We start from the raw sequence: 17,065 nt of genomic DNA on the forward strand, positions 1-17,065 counted from the left end.
ACCATACCCAAAATGACGCGTATATGAAAATATGTATCTAGATGTATGCTTGATTCATTCACTGGGATTTAGAATACCCTTGCATTTTCATACAATGATTTACAAGATTTCCTTCTTCATAACCTCTAGCAATACCATCGGCGACACCTGAACTTACTGCATCACTTATTTTTGCGTCATATTTTGGTGCTTTAGCACCAGTATTTGCTGTAGCGATTTCAGCCTGATATAGACATTGTTGGTAAGCTTCGGACGCTTGAGATGGTGTAGATCCTGGTTTGGTAAATACTGGATCAGTCACAGTGCACGCTGTAGCAAAAAATGGAACGGTGAGTAATAAAATTAATTTAAGCTTCATCGGAAATAACTTCCTTATGTTAAGTTTAGATTTATTGTCTGTAAGAGGCTAGCAGTGGTTTATTATTTTTTCAATAATGTTTATTTTAAAAATCAAAATAAACATTATTGAATTTCAATTCATTTAGATGGGCTAACTATTTAATGTTCGGGAGCCTTTTTGCAGCGAGTTAGCTCTCGAAGTCCAACGCTCATAGCGAGAGAAAAAAACTCTATTATGTAAAATTTTTTGCAAATTTTTTAATATTCGAATAATCCTGACTAATATTAATTGTGACTTGAAATTATGTTTAGTGACAGAAGTACAATATCACCAGTTAGTCCATGGCCAGAGGAAAAGCTTTAGCAGCTTTTCGTAAAGTGCGAATTTTAGTCTGATTTTGATGATACTAACTAATAGTTTAATGAATATAAAAATTCAATAATATTAATGGGATAAGGAGAGTGGGATGGCTAAGTTTAAGACCAACATTCGAACCGAACGATATGTTAAATTTATAGGGGTGTCGTTGCTTCTAATGTTAGCGGTGGGATGTAATGATAATGATAGTGAAAAAAAACCAGACGAAGAGCTAAAGAATACTTTTGATGGTGTGTTGACGGCGCAAGAAGCAAGCGCAAATATCCCTGGTTTTGGACAAGTTGATGGCTTGTATTTGTATTCGTTTGCAAAAGCGGATGGAATTGAGCCGCTGCCAAGCCTTGTGCCTGATGTATGGGCACTTCAACCAGGAGATTTACTACATTACGAGTTAAAAAATGCACTGCCATGTGTACCCGAGCGACCTGAGGGTACTAAAGGAGCAACCATGTCTGAAACCAATGTTCACACACATGGATTATTAGTATCGCCTATGAATGCCCCTGATGGGCGTTATGGAGACAACGTATTTGTTAAATCTAATACTGTTGAAAAGCTTGACGGCAGTATTGGCGATTGCGCAGATGAAACCCCACATCATGGCTCTATGCATTCGAGTCATGATGCGAAGCTGACTACAATCCCTTATAGTATTCAAGTTCCTAAAGACCACCCGTTAGGTTTATATTGGTTTCATCCTCATTCGCATGGTGTTTCGCAGCAGCAAGTGGCGCGTGGATTGTCAGGTTTGATAACCATAGGTGACATTTGGGATTATGCTTGGCTTCAATGTCAGCTTAGCGGAGAAGGTGATGATAATCCCTGTGCTACATCCGAAGATGCTGAAGAAGAAGCGCGCCAACGCAGTCGTACTAACGTAGACTTCATTGTACTCAAAGATTTGCAAGTTGAGCGAAGCGCTGATGAGCCATGGCATACAGTACAATGGTATGATCCAGGATATTGCGGTGAGGAAGAATATCCGATGCTAGAAGGTGGCACTTGTAGAGGGAAAAATGATGATGATACCGATGACGGCATTGAGAGAAAATGGTTATTTACTGTTAATGGAGAGTTAGTCCCGACGATCACTATACCAGATGATACCGCACAAATATTCAGAATTGCTAATGTAGGCGCGACAGTCACCTACAACCTTGAACTGCGTGTTGGTGACGTATTATTACCGTTTCAAATACTAACAAATGATGGTGCTGCGGTAGGACAAGATGCTGACTCAGGTTTTATATCTGATGGTGACTTAGTACTGTTTCCAAGTGCTCGGTTAGAAATTTATCTTGATAGAGGACTTATCTGTGCAACATTAGGGAATGCCTGTGATGGTTCTGATATTTCTGCATCGCTAGAAGTCACTAAATGGGAGTGTCCAGATGGCGACCCCAAATCATGTGCCGATTTATGGCCGATTGGCAAAATCATGAATATAAATATTGAAGGCTTAGACATGTCTGAACCTCTGCAACCAGCTGGTGCTAAACTATCGGGTGTGATTGCCGATCTTAACCCTGTAGATGAATCTCCTATAGCCTCGTCAGCCATATGTAGCGATGGTAGCTTACCAGGTGCTGTATTAAATGACGGAGAGTTTAGAACCATCGCGTTTTGGAATGGCGAAATTGATAAGGAAGAGTATTTCACTATGATGACGGATATGACCCCGCGTGGTGAACCTCTTGCATTTGATGTACCTGAAGAGATGACTCAAGATTGGCTGAAGGCGAATAGATTTGATGAATTTAACCATGATAGGCTCGACCTGTGTATTGCAGCTAATAACGTTGAAACTTGGGTTATTCATAATATTTCGGATGAGTTTCACAATTTTCACGTTCATCAATCTAAGTTCTCTGTGGTTGAGATTAGTAAGCATGGCGATCTGACACGCGATACATCACCTAATGTCTCGCATGACAACTTTCCTATTCCACCGGGAGCTTGGATAAAAATTAAGATCCGTTTCTCTAGTGACGTTGTTGGTAAATTTGTCTATCACTGTCATATTCTTGAGCATGAAGATAAAGGCATGATGTCGGTAATTGAAGTCTTACCAAACGAAGATTGAAGCTACTCAATTGAAAAAATAGACAAGCGGGCCTGAACGGGCCCGTTTTTATTCTAAATGACCAACTATTTAAATAAGTGGTATCAAGTATTATATTTACTTGTGATTTTTTTCTATCTCTATTATTTGTTTGTCTATTTGGTCTGCTGCAAAGGAAAGTTGTGAGTATTTGCGTATATCGCCGTTACGTTGGGCATGCATTGGTTTACATTATGTTGAAATAGCAAGCTGGCAAAAGATAATGATTGCTAACATGTAATTAAGTAGTGAGTTGCGTTGTCTATAAGCGCTTTAATCTTAAAATCTTTATGTCATACTAGGTGTTGGCTTTATGAATGTTGGTGCGTATGTCTTTTTATCTGCCATTAATTGGTCTTCATTATAAAAATATTAAGATCACTGAAACAATTACTGCTTTATGGAGTGGCTGTGGTGAAATAGTGCGTTGTCGTTTAGACGGTAAAGCCTGCGTCATTAAAGCGATTAGTGTGCCCGATCACATAAATCATCCGCGAATTTCGCAAACTGAGTTTGCAATGAACCGAAAGCGTCACTCTTATGAAGTCGAATTTTATTGGTATCAGCATTATGCGTCGCGATTACCATCTAGAGCAGATGCTTTAAGGTGTTTTAATGCCATAAAACATGAGCAGCACAAAGTCTTAGTGTTTGCTGATTTTACAGAGTGTGGCTTTGTAAACGCAAAACCAATCCATACACATGTTACAGCCATTATTAAGTGGTTGGCGTATTTTCATGCTTTTCATTTTCAAGTCAAAGCTGATGGCTTATGGTCGCAGGGGAGTTATTGGCATTTAGCCACTCGGCCAGACGAGTATGAAAAAATGGCAGATTGTGCTATCAAGCAACAAGCACGCGGCATCGATAAAACTATTCGGGCATGTCAGTATCAAACGATTATTCATGGTGATGCAAAACTGGCGAACTTCGCTGTTAATAGTTCGACTCTGGAAGTTTTAGGTTATGACTTTCAATATGTGGGGGCTGGCATTGGTGTTGTTGATGTAATGTACTTTTTGGGGAGTTGTTTAAATGAACAGCAATTACAACAAACAGCTGATGATTACTTAGCCGATTACTTTAAATATTTTGCCAGCGCCATGCACACATTTGATAAAAGCGCATATAGCCATGCTGCAATTAACGAATGGCAAAACTTATGGCCAGTTGTATGGGCTGACTTTTACCGATTTTTAATGGGCTGGAGTCCAGAACACGTAAAAATTAATGCTTATATGCACTATCAAATTACAAAAACAAATTTTGGGTTAACGTAGAATGACGAAACAGATCCGTTGGGTAATGATTGGCTGTGGCGCTGCAACCTAGGTGAAAAGTGGTCCTGCGTATAAAAATACGAAAGGTTTTGTGCTGCAAGGTGTTACTCGACGAGATATCGCATTTGCTAAGGATTACGCAAAACGCCATAACGTGCATAGGGTATTTAAAACGGCTGATGAATTGATCGCAAGTTCTGATATTGATGCGTGTATATCGCAACGCCTCCAGATAGCCATATGGCGCTGGCGCTAAAAGTTGCTGCTGCGGAAAACCATGTTGTATTGAAAACCACTGACGCTTACATTGGCTCACAGTGAAGTTATTCTTGACGCTTTCAGCAGTAAAAATATTACACATCCGTCAACAGGTCATTCGGCCACACATACTAGTTGGGTGATGGAGTGAATTTTAAACAACTAAATCAGCGTGCAGGTATTGCTACGTTAAAAGCATCTTGTAATGCGTGTAATATCAGCGCCTGCTCCGGCGGTGCAAATATTTTTGTGTGACTACTAATGATTATTTTCTGGATTTCAGGCGTTTGTAATGCTTGATCAAATAATGCAATCACTTGCTTTCCTTGTTCTGACTGCGAGCATGCAATATAGCCAAACACTGTTTGATTCGTGTCGTCTAGGCTGAGATAGCGGATATTTTCTGTGCTTGGATCTGTACCGTGACGAGAAGTAAACACCGATCTGTATTCAATAACGGCATCGAACTTATTTTGAAATAGCATTTGACTAAGGCGATAAGCACCTGTTGTGCCGCCTAAGCTCATAAATGATTTAGGATGCTTGGTAATATAATTATCTATTTCGTGACCATATGAACGCCCTGAAGCAATGCCGATGGTGAGATTATATTTATTTACCGCATCATTTAAACTAATATTTTCAGGCAGTTCTGGATGTTTATATACCACTAAGCGGTTGGCCGGAAAAGCCATAATTGGGGAGGTACTAAATAATGCATTTTCAAGGCGATCAGGTGTTTTGACTTTATTGTACAAACACACATCTTTCATTGCATGCAATTGTTGCCACTCCCTTAATCTACTCGCTGGGATAAAGTTTAACGCGATTATACCATTGAGCTGCTTTTCAATATCGAGCAAAAACTGAGTGGCTATGTTAAATGGATCATCATTTTCCTGTGATGCAAAGTCGGTCATCATTTGCACCTTTAATGGTTTTTTAGCCATCGCTAATGAAGGCATTATTGCTAAAATACCAATCAAGAGTCCAATAACAAACTTTGACATAAACCCTTTGTGAGCAAATTATTCATAGCTATTATTATAGTGTAGTTGCACTGTAGTTGCGTTGAAAAATGACAATTATCGGATTAAATGAGATAAAGCACTGTATTAGGAACAGAAAATAATTTTTTTATTGCACTGATCATGCTTTTTTAAAGTCTGATGGAATTTTTTAAGCTAAAATAAGCGCAATTTATTTTTCTTTTAGGCGCTATTATGACTATTCATGTAATTAACCACCCACTTGTTCAACATAAACTTGGCCTTATGCGAGAATATGGCATTAGTACTAAGAGTTTCCGTGAGCTTTCGTCTGAAGTGGGTACATTACTAACCTATGAAGCGACTAAAAACCTGCCACTGGAAAAAGTAACAATTACCAGTTGGGATGGTAATCAATTAGATGTTGAACACATCAAAGGTAAAAAAATTACTGTCGTACCTATTTTGCGTGCTGGCCTTGGCATGATGGATGGTGTTATGCAGTTATTACCTGCTGCAAAAGTCAGTGTTGTGGGTCTGCAACGTAATGAAGAAACGTTAGAACCAATTCCTTACTTTGAAAAGTTAGTAGGCAAAATTGATGAGCGCTTGAGCCTCGTTATTGATCCAATGCTCGCAACAGGCGGCTCGATGATCGCGACTATCGACATGCTGAAAAAAGCGGGTTGTAAAGAAATTAAAGTAATTGTATTGGTTGCCGCACCTGAAGGGGTTGAAAAAACCCTTGCAGCTCATCCTGATGTAGAGATTTTTACCGCATCATTAGACAGCCACTTAAATGAGAAAGGCTATATAATTCCTGGTCTTGGTGATGCTGGCGATAAAATCTTTGGTACTGTCTAACAGTGGATAACTCTACCTTTTCAATCAAAACAATTTTAACTGGGGCGCAAATGTTATTTGTCGCCTTTGGTGCCTTGGTGTTAGTTCCTTTATTAACGGGGCTTGATCCAAATGTGGCACTTTTTACGGCTGGTATTGGTACTTTGCTGTTCCATTTGGTAACTAAAGGTCAGGTGCCGATATTTTTAGCTTCATCATTTGCGTTTATTGCCCCTATTATTGCCTGCGTGCAGCTATGGGGGGTGCCTGCCACAATGGGGGGCTTAATGGCTGCCGGCGGGGCTTATATGTTGTTAAGTGTATTAGTGAAATTAAAAGGTGTAGCTACCCTGCATAAAATATTACCACCCGTTGTGGTTGGTCCGGTGATCATGGTAATTGGTTTAGCACTGGCACCTGTTGCAGTTAATATGGCAATGGGTAAAAGCGGCGATGGTTCAATTCAGTTGATTGCGTATCAACAAGCCATTTGGGTGGCGGCATTTTCGTTGCTAGTGACGCTAATTTTCGCGGTTTGGGGCAAAGGTGTATTTAAGCTGATCCCTATCTTAGCTGGAGTTATCGCAGGTTACAGTTTATCGCTATATTTAGGGATCGTGCAATTTGGTGCTGTTACTAATGCACCGTGGTTTGCAATGCCAGCGTTTACTTGGCCTGAGTTTAAATGGCAAGCGGTATTATTTATGGTGCCGGTGGCAATAGCCCCCGCGATTGAACATATTGGCGATATGATGGCAATTAGCCAAGTAACCAATAAAGACTATTTGAAAAAACCGGGCTTACATCGTACCTTGTTTGGTGATGGCTTAGCCACTACAGCGGCATCAATTTTTGGCGGCCCACCTAATACCACTTATTCAGAGGTGACTGGAGCGGTGATGTTAACTCGCAACTTTAATCCAAAAGTGATGATGTGGACGGCTATCATCGCAATCATTTTAGCCTTTGTGGCTAAAATGGGCGCTGGTTTGCAAACCATACCAGTACCTGTGATGGGTGGGATCATGATTTTGCTGTTTGGCTCAATTGCTGTGGTGGGTTTAAATTCGTTAGTGAAAAGTGGAGAAGACTTAACGGCCCCACGTAACCTTAGTATTGTGGCACTCATTTTAGTGTGTGGCATTGGTGGTATGCATATCGGTGGCAACGAATTTAGCTTACAAGGCGTGAGCCTATGCGCTATTTTAGGCATAGTGCTTAATTTAGTGTTACCAAAGGCTGATAAGCCAACGTAATATTTTGCACATCCAGCTAATAATTTGCACCAAAATAGCGCATTTAATATGCGCTTTTTTTTTAACTAACTAAAAAATATAAAGTTATAAAGCTGGTCTAGTAACTGCATTTACCTCATTAACAGTGTCATACTGAACAGGAGCAAATACCCAAACCGCCTGATTATGCAGAATTCAGCGTTTCACAGGGGCTTAATATCAAGGCGTTACTTTGTAATAATGGCAATCTCTTTTAAGAAGTAACAACGATGAGAGTAAGTTCCAGTGAAACGCCCAAGGGGTTGGTTTAAAAGCGGTTTATACTGCGTTATTGATTTGAACAATAGAACCACTATTGCTTGCAATCAATGCCTTGCCTAAATCGCTTTTAATTCCAACTGAAACTTGCATCTTGAGGTGGTTTGGGTATTTATACAAGAGGCCAATATTGTGGATATCACCCCATTTTTAGCAAAACACCAGCTGCCACTCAAATATCAGTATTTGAGTGAACAGTATTTCGTCCCACTCGCTGAAGATATTCTCCGCAGCAAACCAACTGATGGTCCAATGCTGGTGGCAATCAATGGTTGCCAAGGCTCGGGTAAAACGACATTAGCTGATTTTTTAGTTACTTGGATCAACTGTAATACAGCGTTTAATAGTATTGCGATGTCGATTGATGATTTTTATCACAGCCACGCGCATCGTCAACAACTAAGTAAAGATGTACATCCGTTATTTGCAACGCGTGGTGTGCCAGGCACCCATGATACAGCGCTTATGCAGCAGACTTTTACCGCGTTACTTGCTGGTAAAGTAGGGGTGCCTTTGCCACAGTTTGATAAACAAACCGATGATCCAGTTACGCAAGCGTTATGGCCTACTAATAAACAGCCTGTTGATATCATTTTTTTTGAAGGTTGGTGTGTTGGCAGCATAGCGCAACAACCTTATCAATTGCCTCAATCAGTTAATCAATTAGAACAAGACGAGGATCCTGAAGGCATTTGGCGACGCTGTGTAAATAGTTGTTTAGCGAATGAATACCAAGATATTTTTACACTGATTGATTATACCGTGATGCTAAAAGCACCGTCATTTGCCGATGTATATGGATGGCGATTAGAGCAAGAGCAAAAATTACTGTCGCATAAAGGACGAGGCCAAGGAACGTTCGATGAGCAACAATTAGTGCGATTTATTTCTCATTTTGAACGTATTACGCGAGAAAATTTAACTCAGTTACCAGAGCAGGTCGATGCATTACTGAGCCTAGATAAAGTACGTGATATTAGTGCCATGAAACTTCGCGCTGATGATGTTGCAATGCCACTTATTTTCACTGATTTAGACGGTACGTTACTTGATCATAACGATTACCAATGTACTGAGATTGCTCCGTTTTTAAGCCAATTGAGTCGCGCAGGTATCGCTGTAGTTTTTAATACCAGCAAAACGTTTGCAGAGGTAATCGCACTGCAAAAATCACTTGGGTTAAACCAGCCGTTTATTATTGAAAATGGCGGGGCTGTATATATCCCAAAAAATTATTTTTCATTAAAACCAATTGGCTGCGAAGAGCTGGATGAACACTGGCGTTATGCGCTTTCGCCAACCAATAAGCAGTTGTACAGTGAATTACTTGAATACGGTAGCGAGTTTAGTGCTTATTACCGTTTGTTCAGTCAATTATCAGCGCAAGAAGTCAGTCAGATAACAGACTTGAGCCTAGCACAAAGCGAACTTGCCCGTATTCGTGAATATTCAGATCCGCTGTTTTGGCAAGGCTCAGAGCAACAGCTGCTTGATTTTTTAGAGGCAATAAAACCGCTTGGTTATGAAGTGTTAATAGGTGGGCGTTTTATTCATTTAAATCGCAGCACCAATAAAGGTAAAGCGCAAAACTGGTTAGTAGAGCAATTTAAAAAACATTGTCGTCATGCTTTCACCACTATTGCACTGGGTGATAGCCAAAATGATATGGCGATGTTGGATGCCGCAGATATCGCGATTTTAATTAATAATCCTGCCAGTAAAGCCAAGGCAAAATTATCTCACAAACCATGGCGTGTTAGTGAACACCCAGCCCCACAAGGTTGGCTCGATGAAGTAGCAGATCTAAGTGTTATCAAAGCGCAATTAGCGTCTAAACAGGAGCAATCACATGGCTGATTTTTACCAAAATGGCATCATAACAACATTACATAATATTGCCGACCGTCCGCTGGCTGATCCAGAAGCTGAACTCGTTAGCTTTTCAAAACAACGGCCAATGGGCTTGATTTTACCCTCGCTGTACAGTGAACTGGAAGGCCCTGCATTACAAAATATTGTGCAAGAATTGAAACATGTGCCTTATTTGTCGCAAATTACGATTGGCTTAGACAGGGCCGATGAGAGTCAATATCGTCATGCATTACAATTCTTTGCAGAGCTTGACCAACATCATCGCGTGCTTTGGAACGAAGGGCCACGTTTACAAGCACTCGATAAAGAGTTGCAAGCGTTAGGCGTCGCGCCGCGTGAACTCGGCAAAGGCCGTAATGTGTGGTACTGCATGGGTTATAAATTGGCAACGGCAAAAGTTGAGTCAATAGCACTGCATGATTGTGATATTTTAACTTATGACCGTAGTTTATTAGCGCGATTAATTTATCCAGTTGCTCACCCGCGCTTTAACTATGAATTTTGTAAAGGCTTTTACCCTCGTACTGCTGATGGCAAGATCAATGGCCGTGTATCGCGTTTACTCGTTACTCCTTTATTGCGTTCATTTAAAACCATTTTAGGCAGCACCGACTACCTTGAATATATGGATTCATTTCGTTATCCGCTGGCGGGGGAATTTTCGTTTCGCCGTGATGTGCTCAACGATATTCGTATTCCTAGCGATTGGGGCTTAGAGATTGGCGTACTGTCTGAAATGTATCGTAACTACTCACACAATCGCTTGTGCCAAGTAGATATTGCAGATAACTATGATCATAAACACCAAGCGCTGTCACTGGATAATCAAGCGGCTGGCTTATCAAAAATGTCGATAGATATCACCAAAGCGCTGTTTCGTAAGTTAGCCACGCAAGGAGTGACATTTACCACGGAAACCATCCGGTCACTTAAAGCAACTTATTATCGTATCGCACTGGATTTTATTGAAACTTATCATAACGATGCCATGATGAACGGCTTAAAACTCGATATTCATCAAGAAGAAAAAGCGGTAGAAATGTTTGCGCAAAACATTATGAATGCAGGTGAGCATTTTTTACAGTATCCAATGGAAGCGCCATTTGTGCCTAGCTGGAACCGTGTAGCCTCAGCAATGCCAGATGTGTTTGCGCGTTTAGAAGAAGCAGTAGAGCTTGATAATAAAGAGTTTTCATAATAAGACATAAGCAGAGAAGTAATTACAGATAAATAATTAAAAAGTTAGTATAAACAACGGGGTAGGGTAATGAGTAAAGCGTTATTTGAACAACGGGTTGAACAGCACCTGACGAGTATATATGAGGGGGTTGACTTATGTATGAGTATTGAGGCGCTCGCAAGTATGTTGATCACCACGATGTTAAGAGACGTCCCTGTTCGAGACCCTACGCCGCATAAAAACCGCTGGGATCAGCAAGATGTAATTTTGATTGCTTATGGCGATTCAATTATGCGCTATCGCGATGCCAATCAAGCAGTTGCGGTACCGAGTGAACCACCGTTACATACCCTTCATCGGTTTATGAAAAACCAATGTGCGGGAACGATTAACGCGCTGCATATATTACCTTTTTATCCTTATAGCTCTGATGAGGGCTTTTCGGTAATGAACTATGTACAAGTGAATGAATCTCTCGGTAGTTGGGATGATATTCAAGGAATAGCTCAAGATGTAAAGCTAATGGCTGATTTAGTGATCAACCATTGCTCCAGCCGCAGTCGTTGGTTTGAAAACTTTATTCAGGGCAAAGAGCCGGGGTTAAGCTACTTTAAAACAGCTAGCTTAAATGACGATCTATCTGACGTTGTGCGACCTAGAACATCACCGCTACTTAATACAGTGCAAACGGCTCTTGGTGAACGCCATGTATGGTGCACATTTAGCCCAGATCAAGTTGACTTAGACTTTGCTAATCCATTAGTGCTTAATGAATTTGTAGGTATTATTCGCCATTACTTGGATAATGGTATAAAGATATTCCGCCTCGATGCAGTGGCATTTTTGTGGAAAGAGCTCAATACATCTTGCATTAACTTAGCGCAAACACATGAAGTGATCCGCCTATTACGTACACTGATCGAGCATGTAGAGCCAAGTGCAATTATAATCACTGAAACAAACATCCCTAATCGTGAAAATTTATCTTACTTTGGTAATGCCAATGAGGCACATTGTATTTATAACTTTTCACTGCCTCCTTTGTTATTACATACCTTGCTCAGTGGTGACAGTAAAGCACTCAAGCATTGGATGATGAGCATGCCGCCAGCGCAAAATGGTACTGCCTACTTTAATTTTATTGCTTCTCACGATGGAATTGGCTTACGTCCTGTCGAAGGGTTGCTCGACGAGGATGAGCTAGGGAAAATGGTCAATACGGTTAGTCGCTTTGGTGGAAAAGTGTCAATGCGCACTGCCAATAATGGCACCAGTTCACCCTATGAACTTAATATTGCGCTATTTGATGCCTTACAAGGCACTCATAAAGGCGTGGATAAGTGGGGCTTACAGCGTTTTACCTGTGCTCATGCTATTATGTTTGCCCTCGAAGGCATTCCTGGGCTTTATATTCATAGTTTACTTGGTACCACCAATGATTATGAACGCTTTGAAAATAGCCAGCATAACCGCTGTATTAACCGTCATCGTTGGCAAGAGTCGGCACTACTAGAAAAGCTTGCCGATCAATCAAGTCATCATTATCACGTGTTTACTCAAATCAATAATTTACTGGCTATTCGTAAGCAGCAGGATGCTTTTCATCCTAATGCGACGCAATTTACCTTACATTTAACCGGTGCTTTATTTGGTTTTTGGCGTCAAAGTATAGACCGTAGGCAAAGTATTTTTTGTGTTTATAACATGAGCGATGAGCCTCAGACTCTGCTGTTAGCTGATCTGAACTTAATTGATACTGAGCAGTGGTTTGAACTTATTTCTGCTCAGGCAATAGAGCAGGGGCAACAAAGTATTGAACTTGCGCCTTATCAGCCGCTATGGCTATCGAATCGACAATAGTTATATTTTACTGGAAAACGGCAGAGTTACTGTTAAGGGCTGTAAATCCCCTTTACAGTGTTATTTATTAAGGGCTTTGACGAGGTTATCTACTGTAAATGGCCTCGGATCAGAGGCAGTTTTACTAAATTGAGCAAAATCTTAGATACTTTGAACCAAAAGTTACCCATTGTGCTTTTTCAATATTGGCATTAATTCTAAACCCGAAACACGTCACATCAACAAAAGCGAATTCTAACACACAATTAGTTTCCACCACATTCACTGTAAGGTTATATTCATTGCCGCTGCGGTGTATAATGCTCTCTCATTTTTTGAGCTGTAACAGTTAGGATTATTATGAAAGTATTTTTGTGTCTTGTGGCACTGTTGTTTGTTCCGAGCTTATTTGCTAACGACGATTTAGATCTTGAAGCCAACATGAAGAATACAGGACTTGCGTTTAAAAATAGTGTTGAAGCAACACAGCTGCCTGAATTTAATACTGCGATCGATGAGTTTATTACATTGGTTAAACGTAGCAAATCCGCGACTTTTCACAAACAAGCTGAGCAGTCACTGCAAGGTTTAGATAAAGTGATCGCAAAAGCTGAACTTGCAAAAAAATTAGCTAATGAGCAAGGACTAGATGCAGCCAAAGGACCGTTAAAAGCCATTGATGGGCTACGTAAGCAATATCACAAACTGCATGAGCCACCAGGATTTTGGGAGTTGTTGTTCGGTAAGTAAGGTTAGATTTTATTTAAGTTTAGCCTTAAAACTGTACACCTATATCAAGGTGTACAGTCAATGATAGTTGTTTATTTTCTTCCTTTCTTTTTCATACCTTGCACTGCTTTAAAGCGTGGATTGTCTTTACAGATCACAAAAACGCGTCCTTTGCGTTTGACAATTTGACATCCTGGGCGGTTTTTAGCACTTTTCAATGAACTCAAGACTTTCATGATTATTTGCTCCCTAAGTTTTTAAAGCGGCGATTAAACGCAGCAACTCGACCATCTGTTGCAACAGATTTTTGCTTACCGGTATAAAATGGATGTGAGTCACTTGATACATCAATAGGTACGTAAGGGTATGTCTTGCCATCTAACTCAACGGTTCGATCAGTTTTAATTGTTGAACCAATAATAAAGTAGCTATCGGCGGCCGTGTCATGAAAAGCAACCGTTTGGTAATCAGGGTGAATATTAGGTTTCATAAATAGCCTTTTACTGGAAATTAATGTTATGTGATATTATCACTGTAATTTATAGTAAATAAGAATTCTTTGCAAATACTATTTTTGAGTTGTTGGTAAAGTAGCTGATTTGATGTTTATTCACACAAACAAGTTAAAAAATCAGCAGTTGATTTAAAAAAACTAGCTATTGGGAATTAGCCTGTTATAAATAATAAGTAATCAAGAATAGGAGTCAGATTATTATGAGTGGATCAGCCCAGCAACAGCATAGTAGTGAACAAAGTCAGGAAATAGATCAGGGTGTCATGGATACATTACGTAGTCGTGATCATAGTGTCCTAGCACAACAAATTGATCCATTAAGCTGCACCCATAATGACATTGTTGAATTGCTTGCACAGTATTTGGCATTAAGTGATCAAGACGATGATGAAATTTTTGATGCTTGGTTTGATGGCCTTAGTAAAGCACAACATACGGTTTTAAAAGTATTTGAAGTATATCGCGGCCAGTTTGAGCATCAAGAGTAACTTTTGCATATTGGATAAATTGGCTCTGAGTTAATCTTTATAAGGCAATTTGCATTTCTTGCTATTATAGCTGGTCCAAATGCTGCACATACTCAGCTTGTTAGTAGGCAAGGTGTAATACCAATCGACTTAAATATTTAACCATTCTAGCGAGCTAAATAAAGCGCTAACTGCGTTATAATTTTTTCAAGTAGAACAACTACATGTCAAAATTTACGCCTTGTTATCACTGTATTTATCTGTCGCTATACATGGTCAGTAACTTAACACGATTGGTATAAAGTTAAGATAGCTTGAGCTTATTTTAATGCACCTTCGCAGCAGAGCGCGACAAAGAACAAAACCAGTACGGTATCACATAAACCATTTCGACAGCGTAACCCCTTGGACAATAAGCGTGATCTAATGGTGGATAATGCGAAAACGATTACAAGCAGCAACAAGTTTTAACGAAAAGAGCAGGGTGTTGTTTGGTGGTTATCTGAGCCATCGAATAAAAGCCAGTGAAAATGACGAATAGCTCTATTTTTGATAGGTAGAAAAGTGCCAAAAACGTACCTTCAAGCGTAACTCGTTTCTGCCCCAAAGTGAGTTAGCGACTGCATGAGCCATTACTCTTCACGCCATCATTTGGAATATTTTTTCTAACCCAAAGCAAGGGGGCTAATCTACATGTGAGAAACATAGATATTTGAAACCTTAGCGCTCTCATATCTATAGACTTTATGCAATCTGTTTGATTTCAATGTAACCCTTCCAATTTTGTTGTGCTAGCATCGGAAGCATAATTCTAATTTGCTCAGAGGAGAAATGCATTGGCCAGACGAGGAAGTGGTTTAAGGACGGCTATAAAGGTTGTTAAAGCTATAGATAGGGCCAACAAACAAGCCGCCCGCGAAACTCAGCGTAAAGAGAAAGCTCGACAGCGTGCTGAAGCTCAAGCACTTAGAGAGCATGAAAAAGGTGTGCGTGAAGCTCAGCGAGAACTAAAGCGGCAAGTAAGACAGCAACAATCCGCAGCAAAGCAAGCATTTAAAAATGCGCTATCAAATGCAAATGAAGAGTACCAAGACCGCTGCGAAGAACGAGCCGCCCTTAGAAAGCAATTCATACAAGAGGTTTTAAGGTAAACAATGGATAATAATTTACTGATATTAGCAGGCATATCTTTGTTAGCAGTTTTGCTGACCTATATAGTGACGAAACGCTCTGCGGATAAAAAAGTTAGACAGTACAAGTCAATTGATGAAGCGTTAACGAAAGCCAAAGAAGAGCACGAGACATTAAAGAAAGCAAATGAATCACTACAGCAAACTAATGAGATAGCAAAGCAGGCGCTTTCCAAAATTAACGCTGAAACTGCCGACCTACAAGCTTTGAAAGGACAAGATGACTCTCTTAAAGTTAGTATTCTAGAACAGCAACAGTCTCTTGACGCGGCCCAAAACACTCTAAATGAACTTAATGCCAATATTGAAAAGAGCGAACAGGATCTGAACGAGCTTATGGGTGGGATAGACTTGTATTCACGACTCGATGAATATACTGCTCATGGTCATTTTGAAATGCCACAATATCTCTACGAAACATCAACTCGCTATTCTGAAGAGATCAAAGACATACGGCAGCAACAAAAAGACATGATTAAAGCGAAAACCGCAGTCACCTTCCCAGAAACGACCGTTATTTCTAATGATAAATCTTTGAATAAAAAAATCCTCAATGGTCAAGTTAAGCTAATGCTAACTGCGTTTAATATTGAATGTGACATGCTTATTGGCAAGGTTTCTCCAAGCTCATTTGGTCGTACGCTGGAACGAATCGAGAAACTAGCAAACAATCTAGAAAAGTCAGCTGCGACACTGGAGTGTGGCTTTGATATTGACTACATCGAACTAAAATTCGAAGAATGTAAGCTTCAGTATCAATATACCCTGAAGAAGCAGGAAGAAATTGCCGAGCAGAAGCTCATCAAAGAGCAAATTCGTGAAGAGCAGAGAGCAATAAAGGAGTTTGAAAAAGCTATTGCTGAAGCTGAGAAAGAAGAAAAAATGTATCGAAACCTTCTTGATAAAGCTCAGCAAGAGCTTGCTCAAGCTAATGAACAAGAACGTAGTGAAATGGAACAAAGAATAGCCATTCTAGAGCAGCAATTGGCCGAAGCTGAAGCCAAAGAAGAACGTGCCAAGAGTATGGCGGAACAAACTCGTAAGGGCCATGTGTACGTGATAAGTAACATTGGTTCCTTTGGAGAAGATGTTTACAAGATAGGTTTAACGCGCAGGCTTGAGCCTATGGACAGAGTTAAAGAGCTTGGTGATGCCAGTGTACCATTCCCATTTGACGTACATGCCATGATTTATACTGATGATGCACCTGCACTCGAAACAGCTTTGCACCGTGAATTCCATTCTCAACGTGTTAATGCAATTAACCTTCGTAAGGAGTTCTTCAGTGTCGATCTAGAGGAAATTAAAGATGCCGTTGAGAAGATCGCTGGAGTAGATGCTGAGTTCAAAATGACCGCTCTGGCGGAAGACTATTACGAAAGCCTCCGTCTTAATGATGCCGCATGATTTAATAGTTTTGTCCACCTTCGAGTCAGCCAGATCAGAGCTGGCTCACCTTTGCCCCAATCTGAGTTTGCGCATTTTGCGCATATAGAAATAGTTGACCTTATTGCTGACAAACTCATCTTAAA

Annotated in this window: 17 protein-coding genes; 12 read left to right on the plus strand and 5 right to left on the minus strand. The window is 40.2% G+C overall.

The window, feature by feature from the left end; all coding sequences use genetic code 11:
* Positions 1-58: 58 nt before the first annotated feature.
* Positions 59-358, minus strand: coding sequence for a hypothetical protein (locus J7338_RS01185; RefSeq protein ID WP_210794839.1), 300 nt, complete (start codon positions 356-358; stop codon positions 59-61).
* 448 nt (positions 359-806) lie between these two features.
* Here J7338_RS01185 and J7338_RS01190 point away from each other — a divergent pair, with 448 nt between their 5' ends.
* Entirely contained in the window at positions 807-2,801 is a 1,995-nt protein-coding gene (locus J7338_RS01190; protein WP_210794841.1) for a multicopper oxidase family protein, read from the plus strand.
* Positions 2,802-2,897: 96 nt separating this feature from the next.
* On the opposite strand, the gene J7338_RS20705 is transcribed toward J7338_RS01190, so the two are convergent.
* Entirely contained in the window at positions 2,898-3,002 is a 105-nt protein-coding gene (locus J7338_RS20705; protein ID WP_228732888.1) for a DUF6435 family protein, read from the minus strand.
* A 146-nt stretch (positions 3,003-3,148) separates the two neighbouring features.
* Between J7338_RS20705 and J7338_RS01195 the strand changes: the two genes are divergently transcribed.
* A complete protein-coding gene (locus J7338_RS01195; protein ID WP_210794842.1) occupies positions 3,149-4,099 on the plus strand; it encodes an oxidoreductase family protein in 951 nt (316 codons plus the stop codon).
* A gap of 52 nt (positions 4,100-4,151) precedes the next feature.
* On the plus strand, positions 4,152-4,355 hold the full coding sequence (locus J7338_RS01200; protein WP_210794843.1) for a hypothetical protein: 204 nt from the start codon (positions 4,152-4,154) through the stop codon (positions 4,353-4,355).
* A gap of 169 nt (positions 4,356-4,524) precedes the next feature.
* On the opposite strand, the gene J7338_RS01205 is transcribed toward J7338_RS01200, so the two are convergent.
* Positions 4,525-5,367: an ABC transporter substrate-binding protein gene (locus J7338_RS01205; RefSeq protein WP_210794845.1), complete on the minus strand. Its 843-nt coding sequence runs from the start codon at positions 5,365-5,367 to the stop codon at positions 4,525-4,527.
* A gap of 213 nt (positions 5,368-5,580) precedes the next feature.
* Between J7338_RS01205 and upp the strand changes: the two genes are divergently transcribed.
* From upp to J7338_RS01235, 6 genes are all read left to right on the plus strand, one after another.
* Entirely contained in the window at positions 5,581-6,210 is a 630-nt protein-coding gene (gene upp / locus J7338_RS01210; protein ID WP_145236059.1) for a uracil phosphoribosyltransferase, read from the plus strand.
* 2 nt (positions 6,211-6,212) lie between these two features.
* The gene (locus J7338_RS01215) at positions 6,213-7,445 is read left to right on the plus strand and encodes a uracil-xanthine permease family protein (RefSeq protein ID WP_210794847.1); all 1,233 of its coding nucleotides are present in this window, start codon (positions 6,213-6,215) and stop codon (positions 7,443-7,445) included.
* A gap of 411 nt (positions 7,446-7,856) precedes the next feature.
* Entirely contained in the window at positions 7,857-9,599 is a 1,743-nt protein-coding gene (locus J7338_RS01220; RefSeq protein ID WP_210794878.1) for an HAD-IIB family hydrolase, read from the plus strand.
* Positions 9,592-10,812: a glycosyltransferase family protein gene (locus tag J7338_RS01225; RefSeq protein ID WP_210794849.1), complete on the plus strand. Its 1,221-nt coding sequence runs from the start codon at positions 9,592-9,594 to the stop codon at positions 10,810-10,812. The genes J7338_RS01220 and J7338_RS01225 overlap by 8 nt, the downstream gene beginning before the upstream one ends.
* 69 nt (positions 10,813-10,881) lie before the next feature.
* Positions 10,882-12,654, plus strand: coding sequence for a sugar phosphorylase (locus J7338_RS01230; protein WP_210794851.1), 1,773 nt, complete (start codon positions 10,882-10,884; stop codon positions 12,652-12,654).
* 339 nt (positions 12,655-12,993) lie between these two features.
* Positions 12,994-13,383: a cytochrome b562 gene (locus J7338_RS01235; protein WP_210794853.1), complete on the plus strand. Its 390-nt coding sequence runs from the start codon at positions 12,994-12,996 to the stop codon at positions 13,381-13,383.
* 71 nt (positions 13,384-13,454) lie between these two features.
* Here J7338_RS01235 and ykgO read toward each other — a convergent pair whose 3' ends face one another.
* On the minus strand, positions 13,455-13,598 hold the full coding sequence (ykgO, locus tag J7338_RS01240) for a type B 50S ribosomal protein L36 (protein WP_149980141.1): 144 nt from the start codon (positions 13,596-13,598) through the stop codon (positions 13,455-13,457).
* Positions 13,599-13,600: 2 nt separating this feature from the next.
* Entirely contained in the window at positions 13,601-13,852 is a 252-nt protein-coding gene (locus J7338_RS01245; protein WP_145236032.1) for a type B 50S ribosomal protein L31, read from the minus strand.
* A gap of 224 nt (positions 13,853-14,076) precedes the next feature.
* Here J7338_RS01245 and J7338_RS01250 point away from each other — a divergent pair, with 224 nt between their 5' ends.
* From J7338_RS01250 to J7338_RS01260, 3 genes are all read left to right on the plus strand, one after another.
* Positions 14,077-14,364, plus strand: coding sequence for a hypothetical protein (locus J7338_RS01250; protein WP_210794855.1), 288 nt, complete (start codon positions 14,077-14,079; stop codon positions 14,362-14,364).
* A gap of 815 nt (positions 14,365-15,179) precedes the next feature.
* Complete coding sequence (locus tag J7338_RS01255) at positions 15,180-15,494, plus strand: hypothetical protein (RefSeq protein WP_210794857.1); 315 nt, start codon at positions 15,180-15,182, stop codon at positions 15,492-15,494.
* Positions 15,495-15,497: 3 nt separating this feature from the next.
* A complete protein-coding gene (locus J7338_RS01260; RefSeq protein ID WP_210794859.1) occupies positions 15,498-16,940 on the plus strand; it encodes an SNIPE associated domain-containing protein in 1,443 nt (480 codons plus the stop codon).
* Positions 16,941-17,065: the final 125 nt, after the last annotated feature.

This window comes from Pseudoalteromonas ostreae (genome assembly GCF_018069805.1).
Taxonomy (GTDB): Bacteria; Pseudomonadota; Gammaproteobacteria; order Enterobacterales; family Alteromonadaceae; genus Pseudoalteromonas; species Pseudoalteromonas ostreae.

Bases quoted from the DNA above. Each gene is read 5' to 3' on its own strand.
- upp (WP_145236059.1), top strand. From the start codon at position 5,581: ATGACTATTCATGTAATTAACCACCCACTTGTTCAACATAAACTTGGC.
- J7338_RS01185 (WP_210794839.1), bottom strand. From the start codon at position 358: ATGAAGCTTAAATTAATTTTATTACTCACCGTTCCATTTTTTGCTACA.
- J7338_RS01225 (WP_210794849.1), top strand. From the start codon at position 9,592: ATGGCTGATTTTTACCAAAATGGCATCATAACAACATTACATAATATT.
- J7338_RS01230 (WP_210794851.1), top strand. From the start codon at position 10,882: ATGAGTAAAGCGTTATTTGAACAACGGGTTGAACAGCACCTGACGAGT.
- J7338_RS01195 (WP_210794842.1), top strand. From the start codon at position 3,149: ATGTCTTTTTATCTGCCATTAATTGGTCTTCATTATAAAAATATTAAG.
- J7338_RS20705 (WP_228732888.1), bottom strand. From the start codon at position 3,002: ATGCATGCCCAACGTAACGGCGATATACGCAAATACTCACAACTTTCC.
- J7338_RS01190 (WP_210794841.1), top strand. From the start codon at position 807: ATGGCTAAGTTTAAGACCAACATTCGAACCGAACGATATGTTAAATTT.
- J7338_RS01260 (WP_210794859.1), top strand. From the start codon at position 15,498: ATGGATAATAATTTACTGATATTAGCAGGCATATCTTTGTTAGCAGTT.
- J7338_RS01235 (WP_210794853.1), top strand. From the start codon at position 12,994: ATGAAAGTATTTTTGTGTCTTGTGGCACTGTTGTTTGTTCCGAGCTTA.
- J7338_RS01245 (WP_145236032.1), bottom strand. From the start codon at position 13,852: ATGAAACCTAATATTCACCCTGATTACCAAACGGTTGCTTTTCATGAC.
- ykgO (WP_149980141.1), bottom strand. From the start codon at position 13,598: ATGAAAGTCTTGAGTTCATTGAAAAGTGCTAAAAACCGCCCAGGATGT.
- J7338_RS01250 (WP_210794855.1), top strand. From the start codon at position 14,077: ATGAGTGGATCAGCCCAGCAACAGCATAGTAGTGAACAAAGTCAGGAA.
- J7338_RS01205 (WP_210794845.1), bottom strand. From the start codon at position 5,367: ATGTCAAAGTTTGTTATTGGACTCTTGATTGGTATTTTAGCAATAATG.